The 22,069-nt window shown below is 63.5% G+C and carries 23 protein-coding genes and 1 pseudogene; 16 read left to right on the top strand and 8 right to left on the bottom strand.

Annotated features, from left to right (window positions below):
* Positions 1-8: 8 nt before the first annotated feature.
* Positions 9-500 carry a DUF4265 domain-containing protein gene (locus tag B5X73_RS02390; RefSeq protein WP_079520429.1) on the top strand — a complete coding sequence of 164 codons (492 nt, stop codon included), beginning with the start codon at positions 9-11 and terminating at the stop codon, positions 498-500.
* A 70-nt stretch (positions 501-570) separates the two neighbouring features.
* On the opposite strand, the gene B5X73_RS02395 is transcribed toward B5X73_RS02390, so the two are convergent.
* Entirely contained in the window at positions 571-801 is a 231-nt protein-coding gene (locus tag B5X73_RS02395) for an AMP-binding enzyme (protein WP_036110247.1), read from the bottom strand.
* A 98-nt stretch (positions 802-899) separates the two neighbouring features.
* On the opposite strand from B5X73_RS02395, the gene B5X73_RS02400 reads away from it, so the two are divergent.
* From B5X73_RS02400 to B5X73_RS02435, 8 genes are all read left to right on the top strand, one after another.
* Entirely contained in the window at positions 900-1,103 is a 204-nt protein-coding gene (locus B5X73_RS02400; protein WP_139382625.1) for a hypothetical protein, read from the top strand.
* Positions 1,104-1,324: 221 nt separating this feature from the next.
* Positions 1,325-1,990: a response regulator gene (locus B5X73_RS02405; protein WP_043695902.1), complete on the top strand. Its 666-nt coding sequence runs from the start codon at positions 1,325-1,327 to the stop codon at positions 1,988-1,990.
* Entirely contained in the window at positions 1,987-3,399 is a 1,413-nt protein-coding gene (locus B5X73_RS02410; RefSeq protein WP_079520432.1) for an ATP-binding protein, read from the top strand. The genes B5X73_RS02405 and B5X73_RS02410 overlap by 4 nt, the downstream gene beginning before the upstream one ends.
* 188 nt (positions 3,400-3,587) lie before the next feature.
* Entirely contained in the window at positions 3,588-6,827 is a 3,240-nt protein-coding gene (locus B5X73_RS02415; RefSeq protein ID WP_079520433.1) for an efflux RND transporter permease subunit, read from the top strand.
* Positions 6,817-8,004, top strand: a complete 1,188-nt coding sequence (locus B5X73_RS02420; protein ID WP_079520434.1) for an efflux RND transporter periplasmic adaptor subunit — start codon at positions 6,817-6,819, stop codon at positions 8,002-8,004. Before B5X73_RS02415 ends, B5X73_RS02420 begins: the two co-directional genes overlap by 11 nt.
* Positions 7,988-9,451 carry an efflux transporter outer membrane subunit gene (locus tag B5X73_RS02425; protein ID WP_079520435.1) on the top strand — a complete coding sequence of 488 codons (1,464 nt, stop codon included), beginning with the start codon at positions 7,988-7,990 and terminating at the stop codon, positions 9,449-9,451. Before B5X73_RS02420 ends, B5X73_RS02425 begins: the two co-directional genes overlap by 17 nt.
* 74 nt (positions 9,452-9,525) lie before the next feature.
* The gene (locus tag B5X73_RS02430; RefSeq protein WP_079520436.1) at positions 9,526-10,035 is read left to right on the top strand and encodes a hypothetical protein; all 510 of its coding nucleotides are present in this window, start codon (positions 9,526-9,528) and stop codon (positions 10,033-10,035) included.
* 122 nt (positions 10,036-10,157) lie between these two features.
* A complete protein-coding gene (locus B5X73_RS02435) occupies positions 10,158-10,460 on the top strand; it encodes a hypothetical protein (protein WP_079520437.1) in 303 nt (100 codons plus the stop codon).
* Positions 10,461-10,672: 212 nt separating this feature from the next.
* Here B5X73_RS02435 and B5X73_RS02440 read toward each other — a convergent pair whose 3' ends face one another.
* The 6 genes from B5X73_RS02440 to B5X73_RS02465 form a co-directional block, all read right to left on the bottom strand.
* Positions 10,673-10,981, bottom strand: coding sequence for a hypothetical protein (locus tag B5X73_RS02440; RefSeq protein WP_139382626.1), 309 nt, complete (start codon positions 10,979-10,981; stop codon positions 10,673-10,675).
* A gap of 137 nt (positions 10,982-11,118) precedes the next feature.
* Positions 11,119-11,313 (bottom strand): lysozyme inhibitor LprI family protein, encoded by a 195-nt coding sequence (locus B5X73_RS02445; RefSeq protein WP_079520439.1) that lies wholly within the window; start codon positions 11,311-11,313, stop codon positions 11,119-11,121.
* Between the two features lie 61 nt (positions 11,314-11,374).
* The gene (locus B5X73_RS02450) at positions 11,375-11,794 is read right to left on the bottom strand and encodes a DUF6326 family protein (protein ID WP_079520440.1); all 420 of its coding nucleotides are present in this window, start codon (positions 11,792-11,794) and stop codon (positions 11,375-11,377) included.
* Between the two features lie 12 nt (positions 11,795-11,806).
* Positions 11,807-12,526: a DUF4386 domain-containing protein gene (locus tag B5X73_RS02455; protein ID WP_079520441.1), complete on the bottom strand. Its 720-nt coding sequence runs from the start codon at positions 12,524-12,526 to the stop codon at positions 11,807-11,809.
* 267 nt (positions 12,527-12,793) lie between these two features.
* Positions 12,794-13,915: a fatty acid desaturase family protein gene (locus tag B5X73_RS02460; protein WP_079520442.1), complete on the bottom strand. Its 1,122-nt coding sequence runs from the start codon at positions 13,913-13,915 to the stop codon at positions 12,794-12,796.
* A 9-nt stretch (positions 13,916-13,924) separates the two neighbouring features.
* Positions 13,925-14,995: a ferredoxin reductase gene (locus B5X73_RS02465; RefSeq protein WP_079520443.1), complete on the bottom strand. Its 1,071-nt coding sequence runs from the start codon at positions 14,993-14,995 to the stop codon at positions 13,925-13,927.
* 93 nt (positions 14,996-15,088) lie between these two features.
* Between B5X73_RS02465 and fabR the strand changes: the two genes are divergently transcribed.
* From fabR to B5X73_RS02490, 5 genes are all read left to right on the top strand, one after another.
* Positions 15,089-15,742 (top strand): HTH-type transcriptional repressor FabR, encoded by a 654-nt coding sequence (gene fabR / locus B5X73_RS02470; protein WP_079520444.1) that lies wholly within the window; start codon positions 15,089-15,091, stop codon positions 15,740-15,742.
* 39 nt (positions 15,743-15,781) lie between these two features.
* Positions 15,782-16,588, top strand: a complete 807-nt coding sequence (locus B5X73_RS20530; protein WP_090352727.1) for a hypothetical protein — start codon at positions 15,782-15,784, stop codon at positions 16,586-16,588.
* A gap of 46 nt (positions 16,589-16,634) precedes the next feature.
* Positions 16,635-17,090, top strand: a complete 456-nt coding sequence (locus B5X73_RS02480; RefSeq protein WP_036110294.1) for a hemerythrin domain-containing protein — start codon at positions 16,635-16,637, stop codon at positions 17,088-17,090.
* A 111-nt stretch (positions 17,091-17,201) separates the two neighbouring features.
* Entirely contained in the window at positions 17,202-18,398 is a 1,197-nt protein-coding gene (nhaA, locus tag B5X73_RS02485; RefSeq protein ID WP_254857203.1) for a Na+/H+ antiporter NhaA, read from the top strand.
* 67 nt (positions 18,399-18,465) lie between these two features.
* Positions 18,466-19,242: an HAD-IIA family hydrolase gene (locus B5X73_RS02490; protein WP_036110295.1), complete on the top strand. Its 777-nt coding sequence runs from the start codon at positions 18,466-18,468 to the stop codon at positions 19,240-19,242.
* A 5-nt stretch (positions 19,243-19,247) separates the two neighbouring features.
* On the opposite strand, the gene B5X73_RS02495 is transcribed toward B5X73_RS02490, so the two are convergent.
* Positions 19,248-20,372, bottom strand: coding sequence for a Gfo/Idh/MocA family protein (locus B5X73_RS02495; protein WP_079520445.1), 1,125 nt, complete (start codon positions 20,370-20,372; stop codon positions 19,248-19,250).
* Between the two features lie 162 nt (positions 20,373-20,534).
* On the opposite strand from B5X73_RS02495, the gene B5X73_RS02500 reads away from it, so the two are divergent.
* Together B5X73_RS02500 and B5X73_RS02505 are read left to right on the top strand one after the other, a co-directional pair.
* The gene (locus B5X73_RS02500; protein WP_079520446.1) at positions 20,535-21,713 is read left to right on the top strand and encodes a sensor histidine kinase; all 1,179 of its coding nucleotides are present in this window, start codon (positions 20,535-20,537) and stop codon (positions 21,711-21,713) included.
* 114 nt (positions 21,714-21,827) lie between these two features.
* A pseudogene (locus tag B5X73_RS02505) lies at positions 21,828-22,031 on the top strand (alkylphosphonate utilization protein); the annotation flags it as partial.
* Positions 22,032-22,069 lie beyond the last annotated feature (38 nt).

Here is a 22,069-nt window from a genome sequence, read left to right on the forward strand (position 1 = left end):
GTTAAACAATGGTCAACCTGCCTGCCGAAACTGTAACCTCGATAAGAGCGACAAAATCAATGCCTGGATTGGTGAAGGTATTCTTTTCTATCCAACCGGACGAGGACGGCTATCCAGACGTTGGCAGTGAGTCGGTCTGGGCAAGACCAGCAGGATCGCCAGATACCTACACCATCGATAACATCCCGTTCTTTGCGCGCCAGGCCGGCCTCGGCGATACCGTCCGCGCACCTCTTCAGGATGGCGTTCGATGGTTCGACCGAGTGCTGGTGGAATCGCCGAACTCTTTATTTCGCGTGGTCTGCTTCGATGAGAACAGTGTCGATGCCGTTGCCGATGCGCTCCGGTCCTTGGGCTGTGTGACGGAATACTTTAAAGCGCGCAACCTGTTGGCGGTCAGCGTGCCTGGCGGCGATGTGCTGGAGGCGGCAGAGGCATATCTCAACCGGCAGGAAGGCGCGGGAGTGCTCGACTTTGAGGGTGCGATTTATCGCGAATAAAGCGCCTCGTTCGGAATGCTAGGGCTGGCCGTGAGCGCGTTGACCAAGCTGCCGGTTGGGAGTGTCGGTATCACGTGGATATGGGCAGGGACATATACCCTTGAAAAGGCGTCGTACGCATATTGCCGTAGGGCGCCGACTTCAATCGTATGGCCCCTCGGGCGACAACAAATGCCACAGGTACCTCGCCCAGGTCGGTGTCGTCGATTCCGACCACGCAGCATTCTTTGACGGCGCGATGTCTCTCAAGGTAGCTCTCGATCAGGCCGGGTGAGAGGTCTTCGCCACGGCGGATGATCACATCCTCGATCCCTACACCAACACCTATGCGACCGACCCGCTCTACACCACCTCGATGCGGCGCGGCCTCGTCGAACAGAACGGGGCGGAATGGCCCTCATGAATATTCTCCACCATGCGCGCAATGCGCTGGAGCGGGAGGGCGATGTCGGGGTCCGCGGGCACCCGATAGACCAGGTCCCCAACTCGCACTGGAGGGCGGCGATGGCGATCGAGCGCAGCCAAGGGTCGTCATTGCGCGCAACAGCCTCGATGGCGTGGTTCAGGGTGGTGAGCAAGGCGGGCAGGGGGTTGGTCATGTGAATCCGCAGCGGTCGATCGATGGAGAGCCCAATCGGCCGGTCAGGGCGGGGCAAGCGTGGCCCGGGGGGCTGCGGTCCAGACGGAGTTCGGGCTCCTGCAAGAGCCTGTTGAGACCAGACATCGCGTCACTGCCCTGGCGTAGACTGGATGCCAGGGCACAAAAGGTTGGCAAAAGACTCTCCGGCGATCATGGTCGCTTTCGTTCCTCGAGCCCGTACCGCATGCACATCTTGCTACTTGAAGACGACATCGAGTTGGGCGAGGCCATCAAGCATGCGCTTGAGCACCAGTCTTACGCGGTAACGTGGCTGACCGACGGCAGGCAAGGCGCGGCGTCGTTGTCTGACACGGGCATCGACTTGATCTTGCTCGACCTGGGCCTGCCTGGGAAAGACGGCTTGGAAGTGCTGCTTGAAGCACGCCGCGCGGGGGTGAAAACGCCCATCCTGGTAATGACCGCGCGGGATGCGACAGAGTCGCGCATCAAGGGCTTGGACCTGGGCGCAGACGATTACTTGGTCAAGCCGTTTGACCTGGGGGAACTGGCGGCACGTATTCGCTCGCTGACCCGCCGCGCGCAGGGCCTGGTGGACAATCGAGTGGAGGTGGGCAGTCTGGTGCTGGACCTGGCTACGAATGGCGTTACCTTTCGAGGTGAAATGGTAACCTTGACCCGGCGGGAGTTCGCGGTGCTGCGCATCCTGACCGAGCGCGCCGGCCGCATCGTTCGCCGCGAAACGCTCGAAGGGTCGGTCTACGGATATGACACAGTGGTGGATCGCAACGCCATCGAAGTGCATGTGCACTGGCTGCGCCGGAAGTTGAGTCCCGAGGTCATCCACACGGTGCGCGGCATTGGCTACATGATGCCCCGGGAACCCAAGTGACCTCCAGCAGCCTGCGCGCGCGACTCACCTGGCTCATCATCCTTGTCCAGGTGGCCGTGCTCATTCCGCTGGGGACCATCAGCTACCAGCGCGAACTCCACGAGATGAATCAGTTGCTCGATGGGCGTTTGGCCCAGGCCGGGCGAACGCTGGGCACCTTGATTGCCTACGGGCATGGCAACTACGGAGTACAGGATCCGGCGAAGACGCTGCAGCTCGCGACCGAGGCGCAAAAGGGTACCGTCGTCGTATCGGTCCATCCACGCAACTACGAGCCCGAAGTCGGCTTTCAGGCGTATGACCCCCAGCGCAAACTGGTCGCGGCAACCGCCAATCTGGCGGACCTGCCCCCACCGGCTCCTGGGGAACGCGGGTTTCATGAAGCCGAATATAACGGGGTCAAATGGCGACTGTTCACCCTCACCAACCGCTTCGACCTGACGGTGCGGATTGGGGAGCGGGCAGATAACCGGTCGGACATCACCCGCGGTCTCATCCTTGAGCACGCGTTGCCGCTCATCATCGGGCTGCCTCTGCTCGCCGTGTTGGCAGGACTCGCGGTCAAACAGGGACTCAAGCCTCTGGGTGTGCTGACTGCAGTGCTCGCGCAGCGCGAACCGGGCAGTCGCAAGCTCATCTCCATCGACCGCTCTCCCGACGAGATCAAGCCACTGATCGAGACGCTCAATCAGCAACTCGAGCGGTTGGAAGATGCGGTCGAACGAGAGCACCGATTTGCTGGCGATGTGGCGCATGAGCTGCGCACACCGCTGGCAGCCACCATGATTCACATGGAAAGCGCGCTCATTGCCGACGACCCGGCCGAGGTTCAATACACCGTCGGCAACGCGCGGCGAAGCCTGGTCCGCCTGGGACGCCGCATCGAGCAAATTCTTGCGATCGCGCGTTTGGAAGCCGGGGCCGCCTCACAACACCGCGTCCCTCTGGACCTGGTCATGGTGGCCACCGAGGTCATCGAAGAGTTGGCCCCCGTCATCGCGGAGAAAGACATCTCCCTGAGCCTCAACCACGAAGAGCCCGAATTGTGGGTGTCGGGCCATGAGGTCGCACTCACGGCGATGTTTCGCAACCTGATTGAAAACGCACTCCGTTACACCCCGGAGCGTGGCCAGGTCGATGTGGCTGTGTGCCGCCTGGACGGCAAGATCCTGATTGCGGTCTCCGACGACGGCCCCGGCATTCCCAAGGACCGCAGGGAGGCTGCCTTTCAACGTGGCTACCGTGGTGCGGACATGAAAGAGCCGGGCTACGGCCTTGGGCTCAGCATCGTCCAGCGCGCGGTAGAGCTGCACGACGGGTCCATCGCGCTTCTGGAGGCCCCGTCGGGCAATGGACTTCTGGTGCACATCCTGATGGATCCGCTGACCGACGACGCCAGTAAACGCTGAGCGCCGAGCGCCAGCTTCGAAACACAAAAGATTCCCACAAGAATCGGTTCGGATAATGACCCAGGGCACTTCTGCCCGGGTCAGATCCGAGCGATACCGCTGATGAAACCTTCCGCGCCACGGCGCCATGCGCAGCGACCCGTCCGCGTCATGATGCCGCCATCTCTATTGGCTCAGGGGCTCGCCGCATGCTAGCCCTCGTTCGCATCGCCCTCTCGCGCCCATACACCTTCATCGTGCTGGCGCTGTTGATCCTCATCGCCGGTCCGCTGGCTGCCTTGCGCACACCGACGGACATCTTTCCGAATATCGGCATCCCCGTCATCAGCGTGGTGTGGACCTATAACGGCCTGCCGCCGGACCAAATGTCGGGCCGCGTGATCTATTACTACGAACGCCAGTTGACCACCTCGGTCAACGACATCGAGCACATCGAGTCGCAGTCGTTGCCGGGCGTTGGCATTGTCAAGATTTTCTTCCAGCCGGGCGTGGACATTCGCACAGCCACGGCTCAGGTGACCTCCATCTCGCAAACGGTGGTCAAGCAGATGCCGCCAGGCATCACACCGCCGCTCATCCTCAATTACAACGCCTCGACGGTGCCGGTGCTGCAGATGGCCCTGTCGAGCCCGGTCTTGTCGGAAGCCACCATTCGCGACATCGCGCAGAACTTCATGCGCCCGACGCTGATTTCCGTGCCCGGCGTGGCCATTCCGACGCCTTATGGCGGAAAACAAAAGCAAGTAACGCTGGACTTGAATCCGCGCTCGCTGGCGGCCAAAGGCCTTTCGGCGCAGGACGTGGGCAACGCGTTGGCCGCACAGAACCAGATTATCCCCGTGGGCACGGCCAAGATTGGGACTTACGAGTATCACGTCCAACTCAATAACAGCCCAACGGCCATCGATGAGCTAAACAACCTGCCCATCAAGACCGTCAACGGCGCGACGATCACCATCGGCGATGTGGCCCATGTGCGCGACGGTGCGCCGCCGCAAAACAATGTGGTCCGCGTGGACGGCAAACGCGCCGTGCTGATGCCCGCGTTGAAGAACGGCAATGCGTCCACCCTGGATGTGGTGGCCGGCATCAAGAAGCTGTTGCCGCTCATTGCCGAGACCCAACCCAAGTCGCTGCAGATGCATCTGCTGAGCGATCAGTCCATCTTTGTCAAAGCCGCCGTGGCCTCGGTGGCTCGCGAGGGCGTCATCGCAGCTCTTCTGACTTCCGTGATGATTCTGCTGTTCCTCGGCAGCTGGCGCTCGACGGTCATCATCGCGTTGTCCATCCCGCTGTCCATCCTGTCGGCCATTGCCTTGCTGTCGCTGTTAGGACAGACCTTGAATGTGATGACCCTGGGCGGCCTGGCGTTGGCGGTGGGCATTCTGGTCGACGACGCCACGGTGACCATCGAGAACATCAACTGGCATCTGGAGCAAGGCAAGGGCGTGATGGACGCCATCATGGACGGCGCCAGGCAGATCGTGACGCCGGCCTTCGTGTCGCTGCTGTGCATCTGCATTGTCTTCGTGCCGATGTTCATGCTCGACGGTATCGCCGGCTTCCTGTTCCGCCCGATGGCTTTGGCGGTGATCTTCGCCATGGTGTCCTCCTTCATTCTGTCCCGCACGCTGGTGCCGACGCTCGCGATGTTCTTGCTCAAGCCTCACCATGTGGAAGGCGGCGAGGGTGCGCATCCCGAGGACGCCTATCTCAATCATCACGAGGGCGATCAGCACGGTCGCAAGCGCCGCAGTGCCGTAGTGCGCGGGCTGCTGCGGTTTCAGATGGGCTTTGAGCAGCGCTTCACGCAGGTCCGCGACGGCTACTACGGCTTGCTGGCGGTGGCTCTCGACAGCCGGAAGCGCTTTGTCGTCGGCTTCCTCGGGTTCGTCGTGGTGTCCTTTGCGCTGATTCCTGCATTGGGTCGGGATTTCTTCCCGACCGTGGATTCGGAATCGATCTCGATGCATGTGCGCGCGCCCATGGGCACCCGGGTCGAAGAGACGGCGGCCGAGTTCGATCACATCGAACGCGCCATCCGCGCCGTCATTCCGCCCGATCAGCTCGACACCATCATCGACAACATCGGCCTTCCGCTGAGCGGCGTGAACCTGGTTTACAGCAGCAGCGGTACCATCGGCTCGCAGGACGGCGATATCCAGATCGCCTTGAAGGAAGGCCATCGGCCGGCGGCCGATTTCATGAAGCAATTGCGCGAAAAGCTTCCGCGCGAATTCCCCGGCACCCAGTTCGCGTTCCTGCCGGCCGACATGACCAGTCAGATCCTTAACTTTGGTTCGCCTTCGCCGCTGGATGTCTCCATCGCCGGACGTGATCGCGTGGCCAACGAAGCCTACTCAGAAAGAATTATGAAGGAGCTGCGCAAGGTGGATGGCATCGTCGATGTCCGCTTGCAGCAAAGCTCGAGCTACCCGCAGTTGAACGTCAAAGTGGACCGGGTACGGGCGGATGGGTTCGGCATCACCGAGCGGGATGTCACCAATAGCATGGTGGCGTCTCTGGCAGGCAGCTCGCAGGTCGCCCCGGCCTTCTGGCTCAATCCGAAAAACGGCGTGTCCTACGCCATCGTGGCTTCCACGCCGCAATACCTCATGGACTCGATGTCGGATCTCAAGGCGCTGCCGGTGACCTCCTCAGGCAACGGTGCCACGCAAATTCTGGGTGGTCTGGCGAGCTTCACCCGTGGGCCCAGCGATGCGGTGGTGTCTCACTACAACATCATGCCGTCTTATGACATCTATGCGTCCATCCAAGGCCGGGATTTGGGGGGCGTGGCCAGTGATGTGGAAAAGGTTCTGGCGCAGTTTGCAAGTCAACGGCCAAAGGGCACCCTGGTCAGCCTGCACGGGCAGGTCGGCACGATGAACGAAGCCTTCAGCGGTCTGTTGTTCGGTCTGGTCGGGGCTGTGGTCCTCATCTACCTGCTCATCGTGGTCAATTTCCAATCGTGGATGGACCCGTTCGTCATCATCACCGCCCTCCCGGCAGCGCTTGCCGGCATCGTCTGGATGCTGTTTCTCACGCACACCAGTTTGTCCGTGCCCGCGCTCACCGGGGCCATCATGTGCATGGGCGTGGCCACTGCGAACGCGATCCTGGTGGTGACCTTCTGCCGCGAGCGGCTGGCCGAGCATGGGGACCCGGTCAAGGCGGCGCTCGAGGCCGGCTTTACCCGCTTCCGTCCGGTGTGCATGACGGCGCTGGCGATGATCATCGGCATGCTGCCCATGGCGCTCAGTCAGGAACAGAACTCCCCGCTGGGTCGCGCGGTCATCGGTGGCCTCATGTTCGCCACGCTTGCCACCTTGCTGTTTGTGCCGGTCATCTTCGCAATCGTCCACGGCCGGCCCGCTCCCGCCCCTTCCAAACAGCCGCTTATCGGAGATCACTCCCATGTCGCATGAAGCCATCGCCGCGATACCCGGGCGGCCTCCCCGTGTCCGTTTGATTCTGGCCATCGGCTTAGGCCTGGCCTCCGTTGGGGTGATTGCGGGTCTGTCTCTGCGGTCCGTGGAGTCCCACGAGCTGACGACGTGGACCCAGGCGCAACTTACGCCGAGCGTGCAGGTCATTTCTGCCTCTGCGCTCAGCGCCAACCAGGGTCTGACGCTGCCGGGTCACCTCGATGCATGGATTGCCACCCCCATCCACGCACGGGTCGGAGGGTATCTGAAGCAGTGGAATGTCGACATCGGCGAAAAAGTCAAAGCCGGCCAGGTTCTGGCGCTCATCGACACGCCGGAACTGGATCAGCAGTTCGAACAGGCCAAAGCCGAACTGGTGCGCGCCCAAGCCAATGTGCGCCTGGCCGACACCACCGCCAGGCGCTGGCAGAACCTGCTCGCGTCGCATTCGGTGTCCAAGCAGGAGTCGGATGAAAAGTCGAGCGAAGCGGAGACGGCGCGCGCCAATCAGCTGGGCGCCCAGGCCGATGTAGACCGCCTGGCCGCGTTGGAATCATTCAAACGCATCGTCGCGCCGTTCGACGGGACGGTGACGGCGCGTAACACGGACATCGGCGACCTCATCACGGCGAACACCAGCGGGGGCGAGCCGCTCTTTTCCATTGCCGATACCAGCAAAATGCGCCTGTACACGCAGGTGCCGCAAAGTTACGCGTCCTCCATCGTCCCCGGAATGAAGGTGAAGTTGCTCGTGCTGGGCCATGGCGGCGAGACGGTCGACGGCACGCTCATCGGGACGTCCCGGGCCATCAACCGGGCCTCCGGCACGTTGCTGGCGCAGTTCAAGGTCGACAATCCGCGCCAGGATCTGTTGCCGGGCGACTTTGCCGAGGTGCAACTCTCCACACACGCAGACGCCCACACGGTGACCGTTCCGGCCACGACCCTCCTGTTTCGCGCGCAGGGGCCGCAGATCGCGGTGCTCGGCAAGGACCACCATGTGGTGCTGCGCGATGTACACATCGCGATGGACCTGGGCGACAAGCTGGAGATCGACCAGGGCCTTCAGCCGGACGACCGCATCATCGATCATCCTACCGATTCGCTGAGCCAAGGCGATCTGGTCCAGTTGGCCCCCGCTGCCACCGACGAGAGCCACCATGCCAAGAAAGCATGATCTTGCCATCCGTGGCGGAGCATTGGTCTTGTTCATGGCGCTGGGCGGCTGCTCGCTGGCGCCGGACTACGTGAAGCCCAACGCCGGTGCCCTGCCGGAGGCCTTTAAGGGCGCCGCTAATCCTGAAGGTTGGACGCAGGCCGACCCCAAAGATGCCACCGCGCGCGGTCCGTGGTGGAAAGTCTACGGCGATCCCACTCTCGATGGCCTCGAATCCAAACTGGACGCCAACAACCCCGACATCGGCGTAGCCCTGGCTCGTCTGGATGCATCGCGGGCCTATCTCCAGGAGCTTGGGGCACAACAGTCGCCCCACGCAGGCATCGACGCCACACCGACCAACGCGCGGCAGTCCGATAACCGGCCGCTTCGGGGCTCCAACCAGCCCAACGAGTACGACACGCGGACGGTCGCCTTCAGTGCTAGCTACGAGCTGGATTTATGGGGTCGGATTCGCAATGAGGTGGCCGAAGGCAAGGCGCGTAGCGTTGCGGCGGAGGCGGACCTGGCCTCCGCCCGCCTGAGCCTCCAGGGGCGCCTTGCGGACTTGTACATCGCATTGCGGGGGGATGACGTGGAGCTGCGCATCGTCCAGGACTCGTTGGCCGCGTTCGGCAAGGGCCAGTCGATCACGCAAAGGCGCATGGATGGGGGTGTGTCGTCGGGGCTGGATCTTGCCCGCGCGAACGCGCAATACGCCGATGCCCAGGCCCAGGAAACGGAGCTGCGTGTGCAGCGGGCACTCACCGAGCACGCCATCGCGGCGTTGGTCGGCGAATCCCCGTCGACCTTTTTGCTGCCCGCCCAGACCACGGCTCTGACCCTGCCAAGCATTCCGCTGGGTGTGCCTTCGACCTTGTTGGAGCGCCGGCCCGATATTGCTGCCGCCGAACGCCGTGCGTTCGCCGCCAACGCTGGCATTGGGGTCACGCGCGCGGCGTTCTACCCGACCATCAGCCTGGGTGCCGCCTTGGGCTGGCAGGACGTGGGTCACGGCAATCTCCTGGCGGCCAGCAACCAGTTTTGGAGCCTTGGGCCGTTGGCCTCGCTCGAGCTATTGGACGGCGGCGCGCGGCGCGGCCGCGAGGCGGAAGCCAAAGCGGAGTTTGCTGCGGCCTCAGCGCAGTACCGCGGCCTGGTGCTGCACGCATTCCAGCAGGTCGAAGACAACCTGTCCTTGCTCCAGGAGCTAGGCCGGGAAGGCCAGCAGGAGACGGCAGCGGCCGACGCCGCCAAGCAGTCCGAGACCTTGGCGACCAACCGATACAACGAGGGCGTCGTCAGCTACCTAGAGGTGGTCACGGCGCAGACCGCGGCGCTCAAGGCCGAACGCACGGCTGAGTTGGTGCGCACGCGACAGCTGCAGGCGAGCGTGGATCTGATCCGTGCTCTGGGTGGCGGATGGCGCGCCGCTGCTCAAGACGAACCGCAGGTCAGCGCACGCTGACCCGAGGCGCTTATCACTGTTTAGCGTGATGTTCTGACGGGCTCGCGCATCGTCCATCCGAGGAGATCTATCCGATGCAATTCAGACTCACGACTGTGCGCAGTGCTCTGGCTGTGTTCTTGGTGATGAGTGTCCTGACCGGCTGTGCTGCAGTCACCGAGACCAGCACGGTCAAGGAAAAAGACACCTACGACCTGTGGGACAAGCGGATGGACCACATTCCGTTCGTGTTTCACGATGCCGACGGCGCCGTGACCGCCTTTGACAACCGCGGCGACATCTTCAGCAAGGCCGCAACGGCTGTCGAGGCCGAGCGCGGGCGCCGCGTGGAAATTTGGGTGGGGCATTTCAGCGGCCCGCTCAAGACCTTGTGCTCAGGTGCCCCCGCGTCGGTGCCCGACGCAAAGGGTCCAACGGTCGTGTCCGCGCTGTGTGATCGCGATCGATCCGTCGTCTCATTCGCTGATCGTGCGCGGGAGCGCGTGATTGCCACACGACCGGTTTACATCGCTCGTGCACGCAAACTGCTGCTCAACGGCATTTGGGAAAGCGTTGCGCAAGAGCCAGATCCGCTGCCGTACTGAAGCGGTAGCGGCAGGTGCAAGACCTATGGCCGGAGCGCTCGCGCTCTACCTGGTCGTGCTGGCGCCGTCATCTGTTCCGCTGCCGCTGGAGAGAGAAACCATCGTCTTAGGAGATTCCTTGTATGCGCCTCACGCTAAGCACGCTGCTCCGCCCCATTGGGTTAGCGGCGATCGCTGTGGCCCTTGCTGGCTGCGCCACCCGTACTGAGATGCAAATGGTGCGGGACGAAGATACCTATAACGTTTGGTCGTCTCGCATCCAGCATCTGCCTTTCGTGGTCCATCAACCGGATGGACGGTTTGAAGCTTACGATGGGACAGGGGCTCCGTTTCCTAAAGCGGCTGCGATGGTGGAGGCCGAGCACGACGACCGTGTCGAAATCTACATTGGTCGCTTTGATGGGCCCGATAAGACGCTCTGCTAAAGCACGCCTGATGCGTCCGAGCGCCCGAACGGGCCGAATGTGCTGGCCGCCTTGTGTGATCACGAGCGTTCCGTCGTTTCGTTGAGCGACCATTTGCAGCACCGACCCGGAGCGTCGGCAGTCCGGCTCAGTCTATCGATGCGCGCACTTCGTGGAGCCAACCCTCGGCAGATCGAGGGCGTACCCCCAGCTCCGCGCGATGATGGCGAGGGTTAGGGAGACGGAAACAGCAGCTTCGTCGGCTTGGCCGTCTCTGAGGTGTCTGTTGATGGCTCCCGCGGGCAGGCCTGGGTCGCGACCACCATCTTGGCATCGATAATCCAGGTGTTCACTGGGTCGGTTTTCTGACGCACGTAATACTGGGTATCGGTCGGAAAGACGAAATTGAACGGCACCGTCTGCGTGCCGCCCGGCATCGCCAACAGATTGGAAAGGACAGGATCTTTCTCTGCGTCGCGGATCTGGTCCTCATGGGACGCTCTGGGCTTTTCTCCTGCACGGCAGGATGCGACGTGCTTCATCTGCCTCAGGAATGGACGTTCCATCGGGACCCATGAACCAGCCTGGCGTCATTTTCCTGTACGCATCTTTCGCTCACGCCGCCACCGCCAGCCGTCGGCACCGGTATGCCGAGAAGCAAATCGACCGGCGTCCCCGATTAGCAATTCTTGTCGAGCCGGGCTATCCATGCACGTTCTTCGTCACGCAGCGATGTGCGCTGATCAGGACTTAAGCCCTTGCGCAGGCGTTGATACGCGGAGTTCAACCGTTTGTGCTGGTAATCGTGCTCGTTACCGATACAGTTGTTGAGCGCGAGGGTGACGCCGCGCGTTCCAACAATCCAGCGCGTCATGCGAGGAAAATCCTGTGCGATGTTTGTTTGCTCGACCCTTGCCCCGGTCACTGTGAAATAGCTAAACAGTCGACGCAACTCGAGGCCAGCGCCAAGCGAGCCCCACAGTGATTAACGAGATCGTCATTTCGATCACGCCCATGGCTTTATAAAACCACCAGGCGTCCGTCATGGTGGCCGCCATGACAAGTGTGTAAAAGATTCCAAGAATGATGGTCACTATGCGGCATGCCCTGACCGGTAAAAGCAGTGACAATGCGATCATCAAGGCGGGCGCAGCCAGGAGCATCGACGCGCCAACGAGTGTGCCTTGGCTTGTCGGACCTATGGGCCCATCACCGTTGAGGACACCTTGTAGCTTCCCTGGGACGTACAGGCCAAAGTAGTCGCCATAGATGTAACACGACATCAGCGATGTCCATAACGCGGCCAGCTTCAATCGTACGGGAACCGGAGGGTCTTCGAATGAAGGTAATGCCATTGCGGTTTTCTCCTACTCAATCGACACGGTCGGATCGGGCGTAGGGGCACGTTCGAGCGATGCTCCAAAGACGAGCAACCATAAACAAGTGCCTATCTCGCCGAGGGCGGCTGGAACAGTCGCGTAGTCCGAAAACATCGAGCGGCTGTAGTCAGGTAACAACAGTTGCCCAAACACGTCGACGACATAGCCAGCGCTTCCCAGCATCAGCAGATAGCCGAACAGCCGTGGAATAGTCCGCGACACGGTGATGAGATAGCCCATCGGTGCGAGCCACAGCCCCCAAAACAGGCTGGCAATGAGCAACGTGTGGTCCCAGCTGTAGAGGGCCATGCGCGCCAGCGCATGGCCGTACATACCGGCTTCACCGGCCGATAGCTTCGTATTCGTCAGCCAATTGACGGCATCGACACGCTCGACAACGCCGACGAGTGCTACCGGGACGCTGGCAAGTGCCAGAACCGCCATCACACTGGCGGCCCACCGGCCGGCGTGATGCAGCAGTCGGTAGAATAAGATTGGCAGCACACAAAAGGCGGCTTGCTCGATAAGAAACGCTGCCGTCCCTGCATTGTAGAGTCCCGGGTTTGCTAACAGTTGCTCGACCCGGCTCTGTGGCGCGCCGCTGCCTGACAGTGCGGCAGGAACATACATCAGGCTGAATAGCCCTGTGCCCACGACGACGAGATAGGTCAATCCTGTCAAGCGGCCCAGCGATTTATGCCCGTCCATATGCCTCCCCCCTGCTGACAACGCTAGTGCGCGAGTATGGGAGGTGTCGAAGTTCGATAAAAGCATGCCAGAAGTATCGAATCTTACTTATGGGCCGTTATCGTCCAGGACACCATTCCATCCGGCCTCCCACCGCCAGCCCGTTGCTTTCGCCGGGTGCCGCCATGCCTCCTGCCGTCGGGCTCTTCACGCTCGTGCGGCCGCTGGCTGCCTCGCGCCCGTGGGTGACGTCCATGTCTCCGGCGGAAGGACAGCTTTCCCTACTGCTCAGCCGCCCTGAAGCGCCTTCTCGGACATCCGCGGCATACGTACGCGGCTGGGAAAGGCGTGACGCACGATCCGCCAGATGACCTGACCGAACTGCCTGGGCAACGAGCCCGTGTTGTAGTGCTGGCCGTAACGGGCGCAGATCTGCTTCACCTCGACCGCCATTGCCGCGTAGCGATTCGCCGGCAGATCCGGGTAGAAGTGATGCTCGATCTGATGGCTCAGGTTGCCCGACAGCACGTTGAGCAGCTTGCCGCCGGCGATGTTGGACGAGCCGCGCAGCTGGCGCAGGTACCAGTGGCCGCGCGTCTCGTCGCGAATGGTTTCCTTCGGGAACACTTCGGCATCGGCGGTGAAGTGGCCGCAGAAGATGATGACGAAGGTCCAGATGTTGCGCATGCCGTTGGCGACGAGGTTGCCCAGCAGCACCGGCAGGAAGAACGGGCCGGCCAGCAGCGGAAACACGATGTAGTCCTTGATCAGCTGACGCGCCATCTTGCGACCGACCGGACGGAAGTTGCGACGCAGTTCCGCCGTCTTCATCTTGCCCGCGAACCAGCGGCCGATGCGCAGATCCTGGATGGCCACACCCCACTGGAACAGCAGCATGAAGAACACCGCGATGACGGGCTGCATCAGATAGAACGGACGCCAGCGCTGCTCGGGGAAGATGCGCAGCAGGCCGTAGCCGATGTCGTCGTCCATGCCGCGCACGTTGGTGTACGTGTGGTGCTGGAAATTGTGCGTTTTGCGCCAGGCATCGCCGGTGGCGACGATATCCCATTCGTAGGTCTGGCCATGCAGCTTGGGGTCGCCCATCCAGTCGTACTGGCCGTGCATGACGTTGTGGCCGAGCTCCATGTTGTCGAGGATCTTCGACAGGGCCAGGCAGATCGTGCCGACGATCCAGGCGGGGACGAGCACGCTGTGCACGAACGCGCCGAGGAAGAGCAGCGCGCGGCCGGTCACGCCGGTCCAGCGCACGGCGGCGACGATGCGACGGATATAGCGGGCGTCGCGTGCGCCGACGTCGGCAGCGACGCGGGCGCGCAGGGCGTCGAGCTCGTCGCCGAAGGACTGCAGCTCGGCGGCGGAAAGAATGCGGTTCTTGATGCGGGCCATGTGAATTCCTTAGAGGTCCAGGACCAGATCGGTGCTCGGCGCACTGACGCACAGTCGTACCGGGGTCGACGGCTCGCTGTCGCGGTCGCCGGTCAGCGTGTGACGTACGGTGCCCGAGGCGCGGCCGCAGGCGCAGGTGTTGCAGATGCCCATGCGGCAGCCATGACGCGGGCGAAGGCCCTGGGCTTCGAGACCTTCCAGCAACGAGGTGCCGCGGGCGAGGGTCAGCGTGCGCCCGCTGCGAGCGAGGTGTACCTGTACCTCGCCGGCTTCGCCCTCGACGGTGGCCGGCGTGCTGAAGGCTTCCGCGTTGAAGTGCGCGACGTAGCCCTGAAGGCGCCCGCGTGCCGCCTCGACGAATCCGCCCGGGCCGCAGGCGAGCACACGGCGTGCCTGCAGGTCCTCGATCGACTCCAGCGACACGTCGTCGACGCGACGCTCGGGCTCGACCCCGGCACGCGTGAGCAAGGTGCGCACACGCAGCCGCGGGTGGGTAGCGGCCAGCTGGTTGAGTTCGTCCACGAAGCAAAGGTCGGCGCGATCGCGCGCCCAGTACAACAGGTCGACCTTGACCGGCATGCCGCGTGCGGCGAGCGAGCGCACCAGGGCACGCATCGGCGTGATGCCGCTGCCGGCAGCCAGCAGGAGCAGGTCGTCGGTGTCGGAAGGCAGGGTCATCTCGCCGAAGGCCTGACCGAGGGTCACCACGTCGCCTATCCGGGCGGCTTTCGCCAGATGACCGCTGACCACGCCGCCGGGCATCGCCTTGACGGTGATCGCCAGCGTGCCGTCGTCCAGTGGCGTCGGGCTGTAGCTGCGCACCAGCCGGCGACCCTCGATTTCCACGCCGATATTGACGTGCTGGCCGGGGAGCATGCCCTGCCAATGCCGATTGGGGCGGAGCACGAGGGTCACGGCGTCGCGGCTCGCCGCCGTGCGCGAGACCAGGCGCGCCAACGGCTGCTCCAGGGTCCACAACGGGTTGAGGCGGGTCGCCCAGAAGTCGAACACCGCCGGTGAGACGGCGCGGCGCACGGCGCGCTGGCGCCAGGAGGTTTTCGGAACGGGAATGGCGTTCATGGAGTCACTATACGCGCATCCGCACAGCTGTGTATACAGTTGTGCATTCACGACTGGGGGTATGATTCTGGCCTAGTCCGTTATCAGCGCCTCATGACCTCGATCATTCTCACTCCGTCCCCGGATTTCCCGACGCCGCCGCGCAAGGTGGGGATCGCCCGTGAGGACCTGCTGGCCGCCGCGCTCAAGCTGATCGGTCCCAACCGCAGCCTGTCCACGGTAAGCCTGCGCGAGGTGGCGCGCGAAGCCGGCATCGCGCCCAACAGCTTCTATCGTCAGTTCCGCGACATGGACGAGCTGGCCATCGCCCTGATCGACCTGGCGGGGCGCTCGCTGCGTATCATCATCGGCTCGGCGCGGGAGCGTGCCACCTCGACCGATCGCAGCGTGATCCGTGTTTCGGTCGAGACCTTCATGGAGCAGCTGCGCGCGGACGACAAACTCCTGCATGTGCTGCTGCGCGAAGGCGCGGTAGGGTCGGACGCTTTCAAGCAGGCGGTCGAGCGCGAGCTGATGTACTTCGAGGACGAGCTCCGCGTCGACCTGATCCGCCTCGCCGCCGCCGAGCGCGCGACGCTGCACGAACCGGCGCTGGTATCCAAGGCGATCACCCGCCTCGTTTTCGCGATGGGTGCCGGCGCCATGGATCAGCCGCCTGAGCGCGACCCCGAGGTGATCGAGCAGATCTCGACGATGTTGCGGATGATCATCACTGGCTCCCGCGTACTGGAGCAGTCCAAAGGCTGACTCCCGGCGCTATAGTTCGCTCCTCACCGGGGGAGTGACATGGTCGATAACGGGATGGGCTTTGCAAGATCCGGCGGGTGGCGCGTCGTTCGTTTCGCTGTCCTGACGTTCGTACTCACCATCGTCGCCCACGCGGTGGCCTACCTGGCCCATGAATACAGCCACTCGATGGCCGCGTGGGCGTTTGGCTGGATGAAGTCGCCTTTCGACATCGATTACGGCTCGGCTACCCCCGGCAACATCCTCCTGCTGGGCGACGTTTCCGACAACGTGGAATACGCGCCGATCATCGCGAGTGGCGCCGGGTGGCAGGCCTCTCTCATCGCACTGGCCGGCCCGTTCGTCGGCAACGGCGTGCTCTTTTTCATCCTGGACGCCGTGTCGCGCATGGACGCGGTGCGGTCGCGGCGGGGGCTGCAGTCCTTCGTGTACTGGCTGTGCCTGATGTGCGCGGGCAACGTGTGGAGCTATGTGCCCATCAGGGCACTCTCCACGCATGCGGATATCGCGCTGTCCGCCCAGGGCTTCGGCATCCCGGTGTGGCTGCAGTTCCCGTTTCTGATGGCGGTGTCGGGCTATATCGCCTGGCACTTCTTCAGGAAGACGTTTCCGGGTGTCTGTCAGAACGTGACCCACGGTGACCCGGCCCGATGGCTGCTGATGGCGGTAGTGACCGCTTGCTGGTTCTTCCTGTTCTTCGGTGCGGGCGGGATGTCCGGTTCGTACGGCACGATCGCGTGGATATTCTCGGTCGTCTCCTGCTTCCTGTTGTTCCCGCTGTGTGCGGTCTGGCTATGGAGCACCTGTGGCCTGGCAGACGCTTCGTCGACATCCGCATCGGGATGATCGTGGCACCCGCCCACCCGGGCCGTCCCATGACAGAGCCGACGCCATGTCCGAAACCATCTTCGAAGCCCTCCGCGAAAGCCACGCCACGCAGCGCTCACTCGTCCGCAAGCTGCAGCGCTCGGAGCCGGGTCCTCACCGGGTCGAGTTGTTCACCGCGTTACGGATCGAACTCGCGGCGCATGAGGCGGCCGAGGAGCGTTACCTCTACGTGCCGATGCTGATGGACGATCGCGGCTTGCACTCCTCGCGCGATGCGCTGGCCGACCATCACAAGATGGATGACCTGATCGAGGAAATGCAGACGCGGAACCATGCGGGTCGCAGCTGGACGGCGAACCTTGCCAAGCTTTCCGAAGAGCTGCACGATCATCTGCGCGAGGAGGAGAAAATCTTCTTTCAGCTGGCCGGCAAGATCCTGACGGCGCCCCAGAAGACAGGGCTGGCAAAGAAATATCGGAAGGACTTCGCCGCGCATGAGAAGAGGCTGCGTGCGGAGTGACACCGTAATGCCGTGATGGGGGCGTCGTTCCGGCCATGCGTCTTTCGCCCCGTTTGCCCTCGGCGACGGGTGGTGTGACCATCACGGACTTACCAGGGACAGGAGAGTCCGTTGCTCAAGACACTGATATGGCGTCCGCTCCAGCGGCTGGCCGACTTCGCCGCCGGATCGGCCGTGGGCGGCCTCGTGCTGATGGGTGCCGCGGCGCTCGCGATGATCGTGGCCAATTCGCCGCTCGCCTCCGTGTATTTCGACGCGCTGCAGGCGCACGTCGGCCCGCTGAGCGTGCTGCACTGGATCAACGACGGTCTCATGGCGGTGTTCTTTCTGCTGGTGGGCCTCGAGATCAAGCGCGAGTTCATCGACGGGGAGCTGGCCTCCAACCGTCTGCGCGTCCTGCCGGGTCTGGCGGCGCTGGGCGGCATGGTCGTGCCGGCGGCCATCTTCCTGCTGGTCAACCGGGGCAACGCGGAATCGATGCGTGGCTGGGCCATTCCCTCGGCGACCGATATCGCCTTCGCGCTCGGTGTGGCCGCCTTGCTCGGCAGCCGGGTGCCCACGTCCCTCAAGGCGTTTCTCGCGGCCCTGGCGATCATCGACGACCTCGGTGCGGTCATCATCATCGCGCTGTTCTACACCCCCGATCTGTCGCTTGCCTATCTCGGCCTGGCACTGCTTGCCGTTGCCACGATGGCCCTGATGAACCGCTTCGGCGTCAGCCGCCTGTGGCCTTATCTGCTCATCGGTGTCGTTCTCTGGGTGCTGGTGCTGAAGTCCGGCGTCCATGCGACGCTCGCGGGCGTGGCGACCGCGTTGTGCATCCCGCTTAGCGACAGTGAAGGGCGCCTGCCGTCCGACGGCGACTGCACCCATTCGCCTCTGCTGAGGCTCGAGCACGCGCTCCATCGACTGGTCCCCATCACGGTGCTGCCCTTGTTCGGCTTCGCCAACGCCGGCATCTCGTTCGCCGGTGTTGGGCTGGCGCAATGGCTCGCCGCGACCACGGTCGGCGTGGGCCTCGGCCTGCTCGTGGGCAAACTCATCGGTGTGTTCGGTGCCGCATGGCTCGCCATCCGCTTCGGCTGGGCGGAGATGCCGCGCGGCGCCTCGCGCGGGCAGCTGTTCGGCACGGCGCTGCTGTGCGGCATCGGTTTCACGATGAGCCTGTTCATCGGGATGCTCGCCTTCCCGGATCATCCCGAGCTACGCGACGAGGTGAAGCTGGGCATCCTTGCAGGCTCCGTCCTTGCGGGTCTCGCCGGCTGGGCCGTCCTTCGTGTGACCGCACGCACGCCGGCGATGCCTTGAGCCAATCCTTGCCTGCGCGGCGCGCTATCCTCGTCGACGACCCCGCTTCCCCTCCGAAGGACACCCTGTGGCTGACCGTAAAGACATCGAGTGCTGGCTGACCGACATGGACGGTGTGCTCGTCCACGAGAACAAAGCCCTGCCGGGCGCTCCCGAGCTGATCCGCCAGTGGCGTGACCAGGGCAAGCCCTTCCTCGTGCTTACCAATAATTCGATCTTCACGCCGCGCGACCTGAGTGCGCGCCTGCGGACGTCGGGTATCGACGTGCCCGAGGAGCAGCTGTGGACATCGGCGCTGGCGACCGCGGCATTCCTCAAGGACCAGTCGCCCGGCGGCTCGGCGTTCGTCATCGGCGAGGCGGGCCTGACCACCGCGCTGCACGAGGCGGGCTTCATCATGACCGACACCGCGCCCGACTACGTCGTGCTCGGCGAGACCCGTACCTACTCGTTCGAAGCCATCACCAAGGCGATCCGTCTGATCGGCGCGGGCGCGCGATTCATCGCCACCAATCCGGACGTCACCAGCCCCAGTGCGGAGGGTCCGCTGCCGGCGACAGGCGCCGTGGCCGCGCTCATCACCAAGGCCACCGGGCGTCAGGCTTATATGGTCGGCAAGCCCAACCCGATGATGTTCCGCTCGGCGATGAACAAGCTCGGCGCGCATTCGCACAACACCGGCATGATAGGCGACCGCATGGATACCGACGTCGTCGCCGGTATCGAAGCGGGTCTGCATACGGTGCTTGTGCTCAGCGGTATCGCCGACCGCGCGGAGGTGGATCGCTACCCGTTCCGCCCGGCGGAAATCCTTTCCTCCGTGGCGGATCTGCTCGACGACTGACCGGATTACTTCGACGGTTTGGCGGCGTCGACCGGTTCCGGCGCTTCCACCTTGGGCAGATTCATTTTCTGTCGTGTCGTATCGATCCGGCGCTTGCGCTCGGGCAGGTCCAGCTTCTGCGGCTTGCCCGAAGCCAGCGCCTCCATGATGCCTTCGACGATCAGCACGTCGATCAGGCCTTCCTGGCCATCCGGCTCCGGATCTTCGTTGTCGAGCAGGCATGCGGAGAAATATTTCAGCTCACCGCCGAACTGGTCGGTCGCCGGGGCGGAAATCTTCCGCTCCTTGTCGCCCACGGTGATGGTCTGTTCGAAGGGCGTGCCGTAGGTGAAGCACGGGCGCATGTGCACACTGCCCTTGGTCCCCGCTACATAGAACGCATCGACGGCATTGCCGTAGTAGGACACGGTGAAGAGGGCCACGCGGTTTCCGGGAAAGCGCAGGGTCACGGCCACGGTGTGGTCGAAATCGTCGCCAAGTCCCGACTCCGGATGGCGCAGGCCCACAGCCGACACCACCTCGATCGGGTCGGCATCGAAGACGTAACGTGCCGCGTTGATCGGGTAGGGCGCCATGTCGAAGACCGGTCCGGCCTTGGCACCGTTGGTCGCCCGGTGGTTCTTCGGGTCGACCATCTGCGCGAACGTCGCGCTGAAGGTATGCACCTGGCCCAGCTCGCCGGCGCGAATGCGGTCGATGAGGGACAGCGTGGCGGGCTCGAAATGAAGCCGGTAGGCCACCATCAGCTTCGCCGTCGACGCGGCGGCCGTCGCAAGGATCTCGCGACTGGCGGCGTGGGTGATCTCGAGCGGTTTCTCCACCAGCACATGGATCCCGGCCTTCAGGGCGGGGATCACGAACTCGGCGTGGCGCCAGTTCGGCGTCGCAATATAAAGTGCATCGATGCTGCCGGAGGCCAGCAGCTCGTCGAACTGGTCGTAGCTGTAGACGCTGCCGATGCCGTAGCGCTCGGCCACCTTGGCCGCCTTGTCCGTATCGCTGCTGACCAGGGCGGTGACGACCGAGTTTCCGGTGTGCGCGACCCCGGGCAGCATGGCTTCCTGGGTGATGTCACCGAGGGCGACAAAGCCGTAGCGGATCTTGCGCGAGGTGTTGGTCGAGTCGGACATCGGATACTCCTTCAGGCAGAACCCCGAGTCTGGGCACCGACGTGTTCATGAGGCGTCGTAAGCAGGCGAACGAAATCGTGACGACGCCTGCCTGAAGGCGAGCATGGACTGACATTGCGTCCACGCGCCGACCTGCCAGAATGCGTCGTCCCGGAGAACCCGATGCCCCACGCGCCCGCCCCCAAACTGCCTGCCGTTTCCGAGGCTCGCCGCCTTGCGGCGCTGTCGTCGTTCGATATTCTGGACACGGAGAAGGAAAGCGCATACGAAGACATCGTGCGGATCGCCTCGTATGTCTGCCGTGCCCCTATCTCGGTGGTCAACCTGATCGACGCCGACCGGCAGTGGTTCAAGGCGGAAGTCGGCCTGGGTGTGCGGGAAACGCCGCTCGACACCTCCATCTGCGCGCACGCGATTCTCGAACACGACCTGCTGGTCATACCCGATACCACCCAGGACCCCCGTTTTGCCGCCAATCCGCTGGTGACCGGTGAACCCGGCCTGCGTTTTTATGCGGGCGCGCTGCTGAAAACCGCCGATGGCTTGCCGTTGGGCACGGTCTGCGTGCTCGACACCCAGCCGCGGACGCTGGATGACGACCAGATCGACACCCTGCGCCGCCTGGCGCGCCAGGTCATGGCGCAGATGGAACTCCGCCGTATGCTGCGCCAGTCGCAGCGCCGCGGCGATCACCTCTCGCGGCTGCTCGCGACTGCGGGGCACGACCTGAAGGCGCCGCTGCGCTCGGCGCTGTACGCCATGTCGAAGGTGCGCAGCGGCGTGTCCGGCGAGCACGCCGCGCGTCTGGACGACGCGAGGACCGATCTTCTCAGCGCCGACCAGCAGCTCAGCCGGCTGCTCGCTTCGACGCATGCCGACATCGCGGGCGGAGATGCCGAGCTCGGCCCCGTCGTTCTGCATGAGGTGTTCGACGCTCTGTCGTCGACCTGGACGAGGGCGGCGCAGCGCAAGCGCGTCGCACTGACCATCGGGCGCACCGGCGCCATCGTGCGAGGGCATCCGTTGCTTCTGGAAACTGTGCTCGGCAACGCGCTTTCGAACGCCGTGAAATATACGCCCGGTGGTGGTGCGGTCACCATGCTGGCGCGATCCGGCGATGGAAAGATAACGATCGACATCCAGGATAACGGTTGCGGTATTCCTGCGGAAAAGGTCGAAGAATTGTTCAGCGCGTTTCGCCAGGCCGATCCGCAGGCCGAAGGGCTTGGTCTTGGCCTGTGGCTGATCCGGCAGAGCGCCGCCGCGATGCATGCGGAGGTGGAAATACATCCCGGTGCCACTGGCGGAACGATCTTCCGGCTGAGCCTCGACGCCGCCTGACCACGCCCCGGGTGCCCGGCCATCCTGGCTGAGCCGTAATGGCGCACCCGCCTGACGGATGGGTGACCGGTGGTAATCTGTCGCCCCCGAAATCAGGTGTGAGCACTCATGGCGGTACGCGATTCCAACGGCAACGAGCTGGTCGAGGGCGATGCCGTCACGGTCATCAAGGACCTCAAGGTCAAGGGTTCGTCGATCACCCTCAAGCGCGGCAAGCAGTTCAAGAGCATCCACCTCACCGATGACGAAGACGCCATCGAGGTCCGTGAGGGTAAGAGCGTGCTCGTGCTGAAAACGGAGTTTCTCAAGAAGGCGTGATGTGAGTCGCGGTCGTGGCGTTGACTTGGACCGTCCGC

It is taken from the genome of Luteibacter sp. 22Crub2.1, assembly GCF_900167995.1.
Lineage (GTDB): Bacteria > Pseudomonadota > Gammaproteobacteria > Xanthomonadales > Rhodanobacteraceae > Luteibacter > Luteibacter mycovicinus.